Genomic DNA, 15,396 nt, shown 5'->3' on the forward strand with positions numbered 1-15,396 from the left:
TTACGCTACACATATTGAAAACGTAAGTAAATAACACCATTCATTCATAGTTGATATGTTAACCTGTGCAGGATCGTTTTGACATAAAGGAATGACAATGAAAAACGCACCTAAATTTGCCCTCGCACTCATCGCCGCCGCGTGCGTCAGCAGCACGGCTTTCGCCAGCGAAACACCTAAAGAGCAGCCGCTGGAAAAAGTCGCCCCGTATCCGAAAGCGGATAAAGGAATGAAGCGTCAGGTGATCCAGCTGCCGGCGCAGCAGGATGAAGCGAATTTCAAAGTGGAGCTGTTGATTGGCAAGACGCTGGAAGTGGACTGCAACCAGCATCGTCTGGGCGGCCAGCTGGAAAGCAAAACCCTGGAAGGCTGGGGCTACGACTACTACGTCTTTGATAAAGTCACCTCGCCGGTCTCCACCATGATGGCCTGCCCGGACGGCAAGAAAGAGAAGAAATTCGTGACCGCGTATCTGGGCGACAACGCGCTGCTGCGCTACAACAGCAAGCTGCCGATCGTGGTGTATACGCCTGAAAACGTGGAAGTGAAGTATCGCGTGTGGAAGGCGGACGAGAACGTCGGACAAGCCGAAGTACGCTGAAATTAAGTCGGGTGCGGGCTGGTGCCCTCACCCCAACCCTCTCCCACCGGGAGAGGGCGAAAACACTAAAAACGGTAACGGATGTTACCGTTTTGCTTTTACCTTACAGCGCGATATCCGCGACCGGTTTGTTTTCCGGCTGAGGCTTCAGCTCCGCTTTAGGCGCGGCGTCCGCCGCCTGCGGTTTAATGTACTGCAGCTGAAGTACGCGGCTGGTGTTTTCCAGCTCCTGCTCCGTCGCGTCCACGTTACCGTTCAGCTTCGTGCCGTAGGATGGAATAATGGTCTTCAGCTTCGCCTGCCATTCCGGGCTGGCGACTTTATCCTTGAACACTTTTTCCATCAGGTGCAGCATGATTGGCGCAGCGGTAGACGCACCCGGTGACGCACCCAGCAGCGCGGCGATGGTGCCATCCTTATCGCTCACCACTTCGGTACCCAGTCGCAGCACGCCCCCCTCTTTCGGATCGCGTTTGATGATCTGTACGCGCTGACCCGCCTGCCACAGTCGCCAGTCTTCTTTCTTCGCCTGCGGATAGTACTCTTTCAGCGCCTCGAAACGGTCGTCGTCAGAGAGCATGACCTGGCTAATCAGGTATTTCACCAGGTCGAAGTTATCCAGACCCACGTCCATCATCGGCTTGACGTTAGAGGTGGTGGTGGCGCTCAGCAGATCCCACAGGGAGCCATTTTTAAGAAACTTGGTGGAGAAGGTCGCGAACGGCCCAAACAGCACCACGCGTTTGCCGTCAAGCATACGGGTGTCAATGTGCGGAACAGACATCGGCGGTGCGCCTACGGAAGCCTGACCGTACACTTTTGCCAGATGACGGTTCACCACTTCCGGGTTATCGGACACCAGGAACTGACCGCCGACCGGGAAGCCCGCGTAGTCGTCCGCTTCCGGAATGCCGGACTCCTGCAGCAGCTTCAGCGCCGCGCCCCCCGCACCGATAAAGACAAACTTCGCCTTGATGACGTGCTCGGCTTCATTGTTTTTCAGATCGGCAACGGTCACGCTCCAGCTGTTATCCGCGTTGCGCTTGAAACCGCGCACTTCGGTGCTGAGCTGCAGGTTAAAGTTCTCTTTTTTCTTCAGAGACGTCACCAGCTGACGGGTAATTTCACCGTAGTTAACGTCGGTACCAATTTCGGTACGGGTTGCCGCCACCTTCTGGTTCGGGTCACGACCTTCCATCACCAGCGGTGCCCACTCTTTGATCTGCGCGTGGTCTTCAGAGTATTTCATCCCGCGGAACAGCGTGCTCTGCTGCAGCGCGGCATAGCGCGCGCGCAGGAAGTTGACGTTCTGCTCGCCCCACACGAAGCTCATGTGCGGCACGGTGTTGATGAAGGAGTGCGGATCGTGCAGCACGCCGCTGTTGACCTGGTGAGACCAGAACTGGCGAGAAACCTGGAACGCCTCGTTGATCTCTACCGCCTTCTCGATACTAATGGAACCGTCCTTTTTCTGCGGCGTATAGTTCAGTTCCATGAGTGCCGAATGTCCGGTACCGGCGTTATTCCAGCCGTTCGAACTCTCCTGCGCCACGCCATCAAGACGCTCGACCATGGTCATCGACCAGTCCGGCTGCAGTTCTTGCAGATAGGTTCCCAGCGTGGCGCTCATGATACCGCCACCAATTAAAAGGACGTCCGTTTCCTGCTCTTTTGGTGCGTCAGCTTTCGCCGCCATAGAGACGGTGTTAAGCCCCACGGCCAGAGAAAAGAGCATGGCAGTCATTTTTTTCATAATTTATGCCTTAGTGTAAAAGTGCTTGATGCGTGGAAATTGCAGGTGAAAAAAGCTGCGGGGGCAGGGTAACAACTTTTAAATATTGTTTAAAGGTTACGAAATTATTGTAATTGTGAAATTTAATGATGGGTTGTTTGTAAGGAATTATCGAAGCGTCTGGTAAAGCGCGGATTTACTGGCTAGTATGTTGCGTTTTGTGATCGCGCGCACGGAAGCCTGCCCTAACCAGCGAACCGTTATGTCCTTATCCCATTCTGCCGTATCCCCCGAAGACCGCGTGGCCAACGTGCTGCGTTCCCCTAAGCTGCTGGCGCGTGAAACGCTGGCAGGCGTCATTACCGCCCTGGCGCTGATCCCCGAGGTCATCTCATTTTCAGTGGTGGCGGGCGTCGACCCGAAGGTCAGCCTGATCGCCTCCGTGGTGCTGTGTCTCGCCCTGTCCGTACTGGGTGGCCGCCCGGCGATGGTCACGGCAGCGGCCGGTTCCGTCGCGCTGGTTATTGGGCCCATGGTGCATCAGCACGGCGTACAGTACATTCTTCCTGCCGTGCTGATGGCAGGCGTAATTCAGATTCTGTTTGGCGCTCTGGGCATGGCAAGGCTGATGCGCTTTATCCCCCAGTCGGTCATGACCGGGTTTGTGAACGCCCTGGGCATTTTGATCTTCTTCGCTCAGGTGCCGCATTTCTGGACCCGTAGCCCGCTGATTGTGGGCCTGTTCGTGCTGACGCTGCTTATCGTGCTGTGGGTGCCGCGCTATGTCAAAAGCATCCCTTCCCCGCTGATTGCGATTGTGGTGCTTACCTTGTTCACCGTTTCAACCGGTCAAATCCTGCCGACCGTGGGTGATGAAGGTTCCATGAGCGGCGGTTTGCCGGGGCTTACCGAGCTGCTGGTTCCCCTCAATGTACAGACGCTGAGCATTATCTGGCCGTGCGCGTTAAGCATCGCGTTTGTCGGCCTGCTGGAATCCCTGCTGACGGCAAAGCTGGTGGATGAGCTGACCGCAACGCCGTCAAGCAAGCGCCGTGAGAGCATCGGGCTGGGCGTCGGCAATATTCTGGCCGGTTTTTATGGCGGCATCGCGGGTTGCGCGATGATCGGACAAACCATCGTCAACGTGGAGATGGGTAAAGGGCGAAGCCGCATTTCAACCCTTGCGGCGGGCATCGTGCTGCTGATCCTGGTGACGGCACTCAGCGACGTGATGGCTAAAATTCCGATGGCGGTCCTGGCAGGCATTATGGCGATAGTCGCCATCAAAACCTTCAGCTGGCACAGCCTTCAGCCTGCAACGTTAAAAAATGCCCCGATCGCAGAAACGGTAGTGATGCTGGTCACCGTTGCCGCCACGGTATCAACCGGCAATCTGGCGATTGGCGTGCTGGGCGGGATTATCGTCATGGCCCTGCTTCCCGCCCGCATCAAGCGTCGGCTTACAGCAGAAAAATCGTCGCCAGCCCAAGAAAAATAAAGAAACCGCCGGTATCGGTGATGGCGGTAATCATCACGCTCGACCCCACCGCGGGGTCGCGCCCCAGCTTGGTCATCGTCAGAGGAATAATCACGCCCATTATCGACGCTACCAGCAGGTTCAGCACCATCGCCAGCATCATCACGCCGCCCAGGGCCATATCGTCGTACAGCCACCAGGTGATGCCGCCCATAATCCCGCCCCACACCAGACCGTTAATTAGCGCGACGCCCATCTCTCTAAAAATGAGCCACGAAAAGTTACCTGGCTGAATATTTTCCAGCGCCAGCGCGCGAACGATCATCGTGATAGTCTGGTTTCCGGTGTTGCCGCCGATTCCGGCCACAATCGGCATCAGCGAGGCCAGCGCCACCAGCTGCGAAATGGTGTGTTCAAAGCCGTCAATCACGCGGGAGGCGATAAAGGCAGTGCAAAGGTTAATGGCCAGCCACGCCCAGCGCGTTTTCACCGCCTTGCCGACGGAGGCATGAACGTCATCTTCGGCGCTGATCCCGCCGAGCGCGCGCAGGTCGTTGTCGGTTTCTTCATAGACCACGTCAACGATCTCATCGATGGTCAGACGCCCCATAAGCTTGCCGACGGAGTCCACGACCGCCGCGCTCACGAGGTCGTCACGTTCGAAGGTACGCGCCGCTTTTTCCGCATCGTCTTCCGGAGAGAAGACCATCGGCTCGTTTTCCATCACCTCGCTCACCCACCGCTGGGTGCTGTTGAGCAGGATGGTTTTCAGCTCCAGCTCCCCGAGCAGGGTTTTATCCCGGGAGGTGACAAACAGCTTATCGGTGTTATCCGGCATTTTGCCCAGGCGGCGCAGATAGCGCTGCACGGTGCCGAGCGTCACGTCCGGCCGCACCGTGATAACGCCGAACTCCATGATCGCGCCGACGCTGTTTTTCTCGTAGTGCATCACCTGACGCACGCGCGCGCGTTCATCGGCAGGCAGTGACGCCAGCAGGCGACCGGTCAGGTTTCGCGGCAGATGCTGCACCAGGTAAATCTGTTCGTCGATATCCAGGGTTTGCAGAGCGTCAAGAATATCCCGGTCGCTCATCTCGTCGATCAGGTCGTCCCAGACGTTTTCGGAGGCCTCAAGCAGCACCTGCCCGCGCTCGTGATCCTGCACCAGCCGCCACAGGGCGTGACGCTCTTCAGAGGGAAGCGCTTCCAGGGTATCCGCCAGATCCGGCGGGGGTAAATGAGCAACCAGCGCACCTACCTCAGCAATATCGTCGGCTAAAGTGCCGACATCATATTGCTCAGCCAGGGTCAGTTTGCCTAATAATGTAGAAGTGACCGCTTTATCGGTCGTGAGAAGCCAGATGAGTCGCGCACGCTCCTGATCGCGCTGCCTGGCGCTGTTTTTCTTTAATACCGACATCAATCATAAATCCATTAAATGAGTTGTGGTTAAGCATAGCGCGGGGATATGTAAATAAGAATAAACAACGCGGCGGGATGGAGAAAAAAACGGCATTACGGCCACTATCTATCCCCTCTCCCTGTGGGAGAGGGTTAGGGTGGGCATCAGGCCGTGCGCGCCACCGCGTCACGCGAGGCTGCGTCGCGCTCTTCGCCGGTCAGCTCGCTCAGCCTGCCGTCGCGCATCTCCAGCAGGCGGTCAGCATGAATGAAGTAGTGATCGTCGTGGCTGATGGCGAAAATGGTTTTGCCCATCGCCTGCATCAGCGGCAGCAGCACCTGATAAAACTCGCGGCGGAAATGCGGGTCCTGATCGGCCGCCCACTCGTCGAGCAGAATGATGTCGCGCTCTTCCGCCAGCGCCAGCAGGAGCGCCACGCGCTTCTTCTGCCCTTTGGAGAGCTTCAGATTGAGGATCTTCCCGTCCTGAAGCTCCAGCTTGTGCGACATCTGCAGCTGCGCCAGCCATTTTTCCACCAGCGCAGGATTGGCCTGCTGCCCTTCCGGTCCCAGCAACTGGTCAAACAGCCAGACGTCGGTGAACACCGCAGAGAAGAGCTTGCGATAATCTTCTGGTTTCTCTGCGCTGAGCGTTTTGCCATCCAGCAAAATCTCGCCCGACTGCGGCTGGTAGAGTCCGGTAAGCAGCATCGCCAGCGTCGATTTACCGCTGCCGTTGCCGCCGATGAGGAACAGCAGCTCGCCGCGGCGGATCGTCAGGTTGACCGGCCCCACGGAGAAGGCGCTTTCCTGATAGCGGAACGTGACGTTACGCAGCTCCAGCGTCTGCCAGTTCGGGAAGGCCTGCGGGCGCGGGAATTCGGCCTTAAACGGCGCGAGATCAAATTTTTTGAGCTTATTGAAGGCCACCTGCGCACTCAGCAAGGTGGGCAACGCGCCGACCGCCGAGAGCAGCGGCGTGCGTAAAAACAGCAGCGTCAGCGAGTAGGTTGCCGCGACGTTGGTGTCCGCCCAGCCCAGGCTGTTCGCCATCCAGAACACCAGGCCGATGGCGCCCAGCATCATGATGTTTGACCAGTTCACCGCGCTCAGGTGGAAGGTATCGGCGCGAATAATGTGGTGCCGGTATTCTTGCGCGTCCGGAATATAGAGATGGTTAAAGATATACTCGGCGCGCTCGCGGTTCAGGGTCAGCTCTTTGCGCCCTTCCAGCACGGTCTGATAATCGTTGTAGAGCTTATCTTCCGTTTCGCGCAGCACCGCCATGTGCTTATAGACGCGCGACACTAGCACGAAGCCGCCCCAGATCGTAATGGCAATCCACAGCGCGGTCACCGCCAGCATTTTGCTGGAGAGCCAGGCGAGATAGGCCGCCGAGCCAAAGGTGAGAATGATCCCCTGCACCAGTTCAGGCAGACGAACGAACGCGATGGTAATGGCGCGCACGTCGCTGGTCAGCCCCGCCAGCAGGGAGGCGCTGCCGAGCTGCTCAACGCGCTCGACCTGGGTGTCCAGGATCCGCTTGATGAATTCGCTGCGCAGGCGAAAAACGAAATGGTGGCCGAGCGCGGTGAGCGCCAGCTGGGAACCGAGCGTCACCGCCATCAGCAGCAGCAGCAGGCCGAGAAACTCCGGCAGAACCGAGAGAGAAGTGTCGACCATTTCAATCAGCCGCACGTTAATAAACGCGATCAGGCCAATACCCAGTGCGGCGCTGGCAAGGCTTAACGCCATGACCGCGATGAAGGGCCAGCGATACTGACGCCAGACGAGGAGAAGTAGTTGCATTCAGGCAATCCGGACAATAAAAATCAGCCAGCAGTGTAAACTGCCCTGCGCGGACATCAAGAATAATTCTTATTTTTGTTTACTGTGCCCCGCCTGGCGGAAGGTCAGGTTATAACGGTACTCCCCCGTGAGCGGGTGAACCCCGGGCTTCAGCGGCTGAATGCCGTGGTAATACAGCCGCGACGCCCTGCCCCACACCACCACATCGCCATGTTCCAGCATGATGCGTTTGAGCGGGTCGTTGCGGCGTAATCCGCCAAACTGGAAGACGGCGGGCAGCCCTAACGATACCGAAACGATAGGCGCGCGCAGGTCGGGCTCGTCCTTGTCCTGGTGCAGGGAGAGCTTCGCACCGACGGCGTAGCGGTTGATCAGACAGGCATCCGGGCGGAAGTCAGGATACTCCGCCGCCACGGCGGCCTCGTGGCAGATGGCCTGAAAAATGTCGGGCATCGGGGGCCACGGCTGGCCGGTCGTGGGATCGTTCGGGGCATACACATACCCACGTTCGTTGGTCGCCCAGCCCAGTTCGCCGCAGTTGGCCATGGCCACCGACATCGTGTAACCGCCCGGCGTCACCATATGGCGAAAGGGCGCAACCGCCGTCACCTCTTCAATACCGGCAAGCAATTCCGCCGCTCGGGAGAGCGCAAAGCGGCGCAGGATCGCTGCGCCGGGCGCCAGCGGCTCCTGCCAGGGTTCAGCATCCGCAAAAAGATCGAGCATTATCCCTCCCGGCGTTTCGCCTCACGTTTCAGTAATAGCGCTTTTCGCGCCGTTCCCCAGCGGTAGCCTGACAGCGCGCCGTCGTTGCGAACCACGCGATGACAGGGGATCACAATCGCCAGCGTGTTGGCCGCGCAGGCACCGGCAACGGCGCGTACCGCATTGGGCTTACCAATCGCCTGCGCCACCTGCTGGTAACTTGCCGTTTCGCCGCAGGGAATGTTGCGAAGTGCCTGCCAGACCCGCTGCTGGAACGCGGTACCGCGAATATCCAGCGGCAGCGCAAGCGGTAGGTCGCGGTTATCAATGCTGGCAATCACCTGGTGGATCCGCCGCGCAAAAGCGTCATCCAGCGGCGCGTGCGTGGCTTTGGGAAATTGCGCGGCAAGCTCTGCGGTTAATTCAGCATCGGTATCACCCAGCAGGATCGCGCAGATCCCTCGCTCGCTTTCTGCAACCAGGCAGCGTCCTAACGAACAGTCATCGATGGCATAGCGCACGGCCACCTCTCCTTTACGGTACTGCTTCGCCGTCATGCCCAGCGCATCGTCGGCTTTACGGTAATAGCTGCTGCTGTCGGGAAACCCCGCCGCCAGCACGGCGTCGGTAATTTTCTCTCCCACTGCAAGCGCGTTACGCAGACGCTGGCCTCGCGCCGCCTGCTGCCAGGCTTTTGGCGTCATGCCGGTCACGGACTTAAACAGACGGTGGAAGTGGAAAGGACTCATGGCCACCTGCTCCGCCAGCCCCTCCAGCGTTAAAGCAGGATCCTGCTCCAGAAGGCGACAGGCGTGCTCCACTTTCGCCAGCTTCTGCGCCTGCGGATCGCGCTTGTCCGGCATGCAGCGCTTGCAGGGACGAAAGCCAGCCTGCTCGGCATGGTGGGCATCAGGATAAAAATGGACGTTTTTACGCAGCGCGCGGCGGGCACGGCATGACGGGCGGCAGAAAATACCCGTCGTCTGCACGGCGAAGACAAACCGATCGTCAGCGCGCGGATCGCGGGCCAATACGGCCTGCCAGCGATCCTCATCGGTAATAAAGGTCGGTTTTTTCATTATCGGCTCCTCGTTTAAGCATACATAGAGCGTGCCCGATCGCCACTGATAAAAAACCCGCAACCTTGCTTTTTAATTTTTGTCGCTCACCAGGAAACCGTTGAACTGCGGCGAGCTCCAGGTTTTAAACCCGTCGCCCTCCTTAACGATCATATAAACGGCCAGCCCTTCCTGACGAACCACCTCTTTGGCTTTTTCCGGACCGAGGACCATTAAGCCCGTATCCCAGGCATCCGCTTCCAGCGCGGTGGGGGCAATGACGGTCACCGAAACCAGATTATGGGTGATGGGACGCCCGGTCTGCGGATCGATAACGTGCGAAATACGCTTCCCGTCAAGCTCGTAGTAGTTGCGATAGCTTCCGGAGGTGCTGATACCGTGCCCGTTGATATCCACGATTGCCTGCACGGCATTTTGCCTGTCCGTCGGTTTTTGAATCGCGACGCGCCACGGCTTATCGCTGGCGTTCATACCGCGGCTGACTAACGCGCCGCCCACGGAGACCAGATAACGGGAAATCCCTTCCTGCGCCATCAGCGCAGCAAGGTGATCCGCCGCATAGCCTTCCCCAACCGTCGACAGGTCGACAAACAGATCGGGGATATCTTTTTGCAGGTACTGCTGCCCGTACTGGTTGATCACGGTCAGATGCTGTAGCCCGGTCCGGGCGCGGGCGTCATCAATGGCCGCCTGCTCGGGCGTCGTCACCGGCTGTTTATTCGGGCCAAATCCCCAGAGGTTCACCAGCGGGCCGACGGTCACGTCCATCGCCCCGTTGGTTTTATATCCCACGCGGATTGACTCGGTGACAATATCGGCCATCGCCTCGCTCACCGGCCAGAGGGAGGTGCTGGTTGAGAGGTTAAAGCGCATCAGCGCCGAGTCATTTTTATAGGTCGACAGCAGCTGATCGTCGGCATCCAGCTGCGACTGGATTTTGCCGCGAAGCTCATCTGCGCGCGTTTTATCGAGGTTCATCACGCTGACGCGCCAGAAGGTCCCCATCGTTTTGCCTTCGAGCACCGTCGCGGCGGGTGCATCGGCTTTCGCCACGGGGGCGGGATCGTTACACGCGGTCAGGAAAAAAAGCATAGCCAGAAAGCTGGCGCGTAAAAAAGTCATGTCCATTCATTATTATCCTCATGCCAGGGCGGCAAGAGTACACCAAAACGGGTCAATTGTGAGATCCAAAAGCACGCGCAAAAAAGGGGCCATCAGGCCCCTAAGTCATACTACGACGCGATTAGAACTGGTAAACCAGGCCCAGCGCGACGATATCGTCAGTACCGATACCGGCCTGACGGGTGAACTCATTTTCATCAACCAGGTTGATTTTGTAATCCACGTAGGTGGACATATTTTTGTTGAAGTAGTAAGTCGCACCCACATCAACATATTTCAACAGATCCTGGTCGCCGTAACCTTCGATGTCCTTGCCTTTAGACTGCAGGTAAGCCACGGATGGACGCAGGCCGAAGTCGAACTGGTACTGAGCAACCACTTCGAAGTTCTGCGCTTTGTTAGCGAAGCCGTAAATCTGGCTGCTGCTCTGAGAGTTGCCGAAACGCGTTGCGTTATAGGTCTGAGAGTACTGTGCCGCCAGGTAGATGTTGTTGGCATCGTATTTCAGGCCACCGGTATAGACTTCGGCATGATCGCCTTCGCCTTTCAGGGCCGGGTTAGCCGTGTTGTTCTGGTCAGCGGTACGTTTGGAAGAAGACATCGCACCACCGATGCTGAAGCCTTCGCCCAGGTTATAGGTCAGGGACGCACCGTAACCGTCACCGTTCTGTTTCAGGGTGCTACGACCGGTGTCGTTTTCACCGCTTACGCTACCGTTTTTACCCTGATACTGCAGAGCAAAGTTCAGGCCATCCACCAGACCAAAGAAGTCCTGGTTACGGTAGGTCGCCACGCCGTTAGCACGAGACTGCAGGAAGTTGTCTGCACCGTAGGTATCACCACCAAATTCTGGCAGCACGTCAGTCCAGGACGTTACGTCGTAGATCACGCCGTAGTTACGACCGTAATCGAAAGAACCCGCATCAGCGAATTTCAGACCAGCAAACGCCACACGGGTCCAGGCCTGGTTATCGCTTTCCGTTGTGTTGCCCTGGATCTGGTATTCCCACTGGCCGTAACCGGTCAGTTGATCGTTAACCTGAGTCTCGCCTTTGAAGCCAAGACGCATGTAGGTCTGGTCACCGTCGGCACTCTTGTCATCAGAGAAATAGTGCAGACCATCAACTTTGCCGTACAGATCTAATTTGTTGCCATCTTTGTTATAAATTTCGGCCGCATTTGCTGCGCCTGCCACCAGGAGTGCTGGTACCAGGAGGGACAGTACTTTAACTTTCATTTTATTAACCCTCTGTTATATGCCTTATAATTGCCACTGCTTACTGGTTAACCCTCATTAACCAGTCGGCAATTTCATTCTCCGCAAAATTACAGAATAATCCAATGCGAATATGATACGAAAACTTTGAAGATGTTTCATTTATCTACCAACATGTTTCTAAATGTTAACACCAAGGAACTTTTACAAAGCACAAATAGCTTAGAAAATTAGCACTTATAATCAAACGAAAAATTCACCCTATAAATATCAACATATTACAATAAAATCCGTTACCGCACTGAATGACAAAACAAGATCTCACCGAATCTCTAAAATAACTCTCGCTATCATCATTAACTTTATTTATTACCGTCATTCAGTTTTGAATGTCTGTTTATCCCTAATTGAGCCGAATGCTTCGCATTCGGTTTTTTTTTACCTTTCTTTACGTAACTTCTCATTTCTTGTGCTACCGCACCGAAATTGTAACGACTATTAACTAAATTCCCGTCGAGTATCCTTCGAAATTATCAAATTGATGGAAAACTTAATTTCTTGTTAATTCGTGCTATTTACTGGCTGCACTGGGTGATTATTTGTACGGGCACGGCGAATTTGTACATGTTTACTGCAGGCCTTGCCGCCGATATTGTCCCGTGAAAAAGTCGCCGCTTCCCGGTCAGTGGCGCTGGAAATTCAGTTATTACCCTTTATACTGCCCTATCGCCACAGAGCACGACCATAACGGGTTAAAGATATCAATGAGTCAGACTGAAACTACCGCCCCGAGCAAATTCTCTCTCCTTCCCGGGAGCATCACCCGTTTCTTTCTTCTTTTGATCGTTGTGCTGTTAGTCACCATGGGGGTGATGGTACAAAGCGCGGTTAACGCCTGGCTGAAGGATAAGAGCTATCAGGTCGTTGATATCACCCATGCCGTGCACAAGCGCATAGATACCTGGCGCTACGCCACCTGGCAGATTTACGACAACATCGCGGCGGCCCCGACCTCCTCTTCCGGGGATGGGCTTCAGGAGACGCGGCTTAAGCAGGATGTCTACTACCTCGAAAAACCGCAGCGTAAGACCGAGGCGCTTATCTTTGGCTCTCACGACAGCGCGACGCTTGAGATGACGCAGCGTATGTCGGCCTATCTGGATACCCTCTGGGGCGCCGAAACGGTGCCGTGGTCGATGTACTATCTGAACGGTCAGGACAACAGCATGATCCTGATCTCCACGCTGCCGCTGAAAGATCTCTCTTCCGGGTTCAAAGAGACCACCGTGGGCAGCATCGTCGACTCCCGCCGGGCAGAGATGCTGCAGCAGGCGAATGCCCTTGATGAACGTGAAAGCTTCTCATCCCTGCGTCGCCTGGCGTGGCAAAACGGTCATTATTTCACCCTGCGCACCACGTTTAACCAGCCAGGACATCTGGCGACGGTGGTGGCATTCGATTTACCGATTAATGATTTAATCCCGCCGGACATGCCGCTGGACAGCTTCCGCCTGGAGCCAGACAGCAGCACCCAGAACATGCGCGCGGCGTCAGACAAAGAGGCTGCTGAGAGCGTTTCAATCTCCTTTAACGGCTCAAAAATCGAAATTGCCTCATCGCTGAACTCAACCGGTATGCGCCTGGTGTGGCAGGTGCCGTTTGGCACGCTGCTGCTCGACACCCTGCAAAATATCCTGCTGCCGCTCCTGCTGAATATCGGCCTGCTGGCGCTGGCCCTGTTTGGCTACAGCACCTTCCGTTTACAGTCTGGGCGTCAAAGCGATACGTCTGCGGTTCCGGCCGGCACCAGCAATGAGCTGCGCGTCTTACGTGCGCTAAATGAAGAGATTGTTTCCGTGCTGCCGCTGGGGGTCTTAGTTCATGACCAGGAGGCGAACCGTACGGTGATGAGCAACAAAATTGCCGATCATCTGCTGCCGCATCTTAACCTGCAGAACATCACCACCATGGCCGATCAGCACCAGGGGGTGATTCAGGCCACCATCAACAATGAACTGTACGAAATCCGTCAGTTCCGCAGCCAGGTGGCTCCCCGTACGCAAATCTTTATTATTCGCGATCAGGATCGCGAAGTGCTGGTGAATAAAAAGCTCAAGCAGGCGCAAAGGCTATATGAGAAAAACCAGCAGGGGCGCGCCGCATTCATGCAGAACATTGGCGATGCCTTTAAGCAGCCGTTAAGAACCCTGGCAACACAGGCGGCGGCGTTAAACACCGCTGAAAGCCACCAGCTTGCCAGCCAGGCCGACTCGCTGGTCAGAATGGTTGATGAGATCCAGCTGGCAAACATGCTGGAGAATGATTTCTGGAAGGGAACGCCAACCCTCTTCTCCATTCAGAACCTGATCGATGAAGTGGTGCCGGAAGTGCTGCCCGTGATTAAGCGCAAGGGTCTGCAGCTGCTGATCAATAACAATCTCCCGGCGAACGACGAGCGCCACGGCGATCGCGAAGCGCTGCGTCGTATTCTGCTGATGATTATCCAGTACGCGGTGACCACCACGCAGATCGGCAAGATCGCTCTCGAAGTCAGTACCGAGGAGTCGGCAGAAGACCGCCTGACGTTCCGCATCCTCGACACCGGGGAAGGCGTTACCACGAGTGAAATTGACAATCTCCACTTCCCGTTCCTGAACGACACGCAAAGCGATCGCTACGGCAAGGCCAATGCGCTCACCTTCTGGCTGTGCGATCAGCTGGCGCGTAAGCTCGGCGGCCATTTGAATATCAAAGCGCGTGAATCCCTCGGCACCCGCTATTCTCTGCACGTGAAAATGGCGGCCAACCCGCAGGAAGAAGATGAAGAACGCCTGCTGGATGATGTCGTGGTGATGGTCGATGTGACCTCGAACGAGATCCGCAATATTGTCGTTCGTCAGTTAGAAAACTGGGGTGCGGCCTGCATCACGCCGGATGAAAGACTTTCAAGTCAAGAATTTGATCTGTTTTTAACTGATAATCCGTCTAATCTTACTGCCTCCGGCTTGCTTTTAAGCGATGATGAGTCAGGCGTGCGGAAAATCGGCCCTGGCCAGCTGCGCGTCAACTTTAATATAAGCAATGCGATGCAGGAAGCTGTACTACAACTAATAGAAGAGCAGCTGGCGCAGGAAGAGATAGCGGAATCCCCGTTAGGCGGCAATGAAAATGCCGAGCTTCACGCCAGCGGATACTATTCACTCTTTGTTGATACAGTACCAGATGATGTTAAGCGGTTGTATACTGAGTCCGCTGTGAATGACTTTGCAGCGCTGGCACAGACAGCACACCGGCTTAAAGGGGTGTTTGCCATGCTTAATCTGGTTCCCGGCAAGCAGTTATGTGAAACGCTGGAACATCTAATTCGTGAGAAAGATGCCTCTGGCATTGAAAAATACATCAGCGACATTGACGCCTACGTCAAAAGCTTGCTGTAGCAAGGTAGCCTTATACATGAACAATATGAACGTAATTATTGCCGATGACCATCCGATTGTACTGTTCGGTATTCGCAAATCACTTGAACAGATCGAGTGGGTGAATGTAGTCGGTGAATTTGAAGACTCTACAGCACTGATCAATAACCTCCCAAAGCTTGATGCACACGTGCTCATTACCGATCTCTCCATGCCGGGAGACAAATACGGTGATGGGATCACGCTCATCAAATATATTAAACGCCACTTCCCGGATATCTCGATCATCGTTCTGACCATGAACAACAACCCGGCGATCCTGAGCGCCGTGCTGGATCTGGACATCGAAGGGATTGTGCTGAAGCAGGGCGCCCCGACCGATCTGCCGAAAGCGCTCGCTGCGCTGCAGAAAGGCAAGAAGTTTACCCCTGAGAGCGTCTCTCGTCTGCTGGAAAAAATCAGCGCGGGTGGCTACGGTGACAAACGCCTGTCGCCGAAAGAGAGTGAAGTTCTGCGCCTGTTCGCAGAAGGTTTCCTGGTGACCGAGATTGCCAAGAAGCTGAACCGCAGTATTAAAACCATCAGCAGCCAGAAGAAATCCGCGATGATGAAGCTGGGCGTGGATAACGATATTGCTTTGCTGAACTATCTCTCCTCCGTGACGCTGAGCGCAACGGATAAGGATTGATCTCCAACGGGAGTGCGGCCTGATGCCCTCACCCCGCCCTCTCCCACAGGGCTGAGGGTTTTCCACAAAATAATGCCTGCACGGACGACCCCCTCTCCCTTGAGGGAGAGGGCTGGGGTGAGGGGGAACATACGGCTGTGGAGGTCATTC

Annotated in this window: 11 protein-coding genes; 4 read left to right on the top strand and 7 right to left on the bottom strand. The window is 55.8% G+C overall.

The window, feature by feature from the left end:
• Window positions 1-97 precede the first annotated feature (97 nt).
• A complete protein-coding gene (gene eco, locus L6R44_RS20070; protein ID WP_237425214.1) occupies window positions 98-601 on the top strand; it encodes a serine protease inhibitor ecotin in 504 nt (167 codons plus the stop codon).
• A 103-nt stretch (window positions 602-704) separates the two neighbouring features.
• On the opposite strand, the gene mqo is transcribed toward eco, so the two are convergent.
• On the bottom strand, window positions 705-2,354 hold the full coding sequence (gene mqo, locus L6R44_RS20075; RefSeq protein ID WP_237425215.1) for a malate dehydrogenase (quinone): 1,650 nt from the start codon (window positions 2,352-2,354) through the stop codon (window positions 705-707).
• A gap of 187 nt (window positions 2,355-2,541) precedes the next feature.
• On the opposite strand from mqo, the gene L6R44_RS20080 reads away from it, so the two are divergent.
• The gene (locus tag L6R44_RS20080; protein ID WP_032641891.1) at window positions 2,542-3,831 is read left to right on the top strand and encodes a SulP family inorganic anion transporter; all 1,290 of its coding nucleotides are present in this window, start codon (window positions 2,542-2,544) and stop codon (window positions 3,829-3,831) included.
• Here the strand turns inward: L6R44_RS20080 and mgtE are convergent.
• The 6 genes from mgtE to L6R44_RS20110 form a co-directional block, all read right to left on the bottom strand.
• Entirely contained in the window at window positions 3,794-5,230 is a 1,437-nt protein-coding gene (gene mgtE / locus L6R44_RS20085; RefSeq protein ID WP_237425216.1) for a magnesium transporter, read from the bottom strand. The two genes, L6R44_RS20080 and mgtE, sit on opposite strands and share 38 nt — an antisense overlap.
• Window positions 5,231-5,376: 146 nt before the next feature.
• The gene (locus tag L6R44_RS20090) at window positions 5,377-7,020 is read right to left on the bottom strand and encodes a multidrug ABC transporter permease/ATP-binding protein (protein ID WP_237425217.1); all 1,644 of its coding nucleotides are present in this window, start codon (window positions 7,018-7,020) and stop codon (window positions 5,377-5,379) included.
• 69 nt (window positions 7,021-7,089) lie between these two features.
• On the bottom strand, window positions 7,090-7,746 hold the full coding sequence (gene alkB, locus L6R44_RS20095; RefSeq protein WP_237425218.1) for a DNA oxidative demethylase AlkB: 657 nt from the start codon (window positions 7,744-7,746) through the stop codon (window positions 7,090-7,092).
• Entirely contained in the window at window positions 7,746-8,804 is a 1,059-nt protein-coding gene (gene ada, locus L6R44_RS20100) for a bifunctional DNA-binding transcriptional regulator/O6-methylguanine-DNA methyltransferase Ada (protein WP_237425219.1), read from the bottom strand. The genes alkB and ada overlap by 1 nt, the downstream gene beginning before the upstream one ends.
• 72 nt (window positions 8,805-8,876) lie before the next feature.
• Window positions 8,877-9,932 (bottom strand): FAD:protein FMN transferase ApbE, encoded by a 1,056-nt coding sequence (apbE, locus tag L6R44_RS20105; protein WP_237425220.1) that lies wholly within the window; start codon window positions 9,930-9,932, stop codon window positions 8,877-8,879.
• 115 nt (window positions 9,933-10,047) lie between these two features.
• On the bottom strand, window positions 10,048-11,163 hold the full coding sequence (locus L6R44_RS20110) for a porin OmpC (protein WP_032641902.1): 1,116 nt from the start codon (window positions 11,161-11,163) through the stop codon (window positions 10,048-10,050).
• A gap of 743 nt (window positions 11,164-11,906) precedes the next feature.
• Here L6R44_RS20110 and rcsD point away from each other — a divergent pair.
• Entirely contained in the window at window positions 11,907-14,579 is a 2,673-nt protein-coding gene (rcsD, locus tag L6R44_RS20115; protein ID WP_237425221.1) for a phosphotransferase RcsD, read from the top strand.
• 16 nt (window positions 14,580-14,595) lie between these two features.
• Window positions 14,596-15,246 (top strand): response regulator transcription factor RcsB, encoded by a 651-nt coding sequence (gene rcsB, locus L6R44_RS20120; protein WP_003859405.1) that lies wholly within the window; start codon window positions 14,596-14,598, stop codon window positions 15,244-15,246.
• Window positions 15,247-15,396 lie beyond the last annotated feature (150 nt).

This window comes from Enterobacter cloacae complex sp. ECC445 (genome assembly GCF_021892025.1).
Classification (GTDB): Bacteria; Pseudomonadota; Gammaproteobacteria; order Enterobacterales; family Enterobacteriaceae; genus Enterobacter; species Enterobacter chengduensis.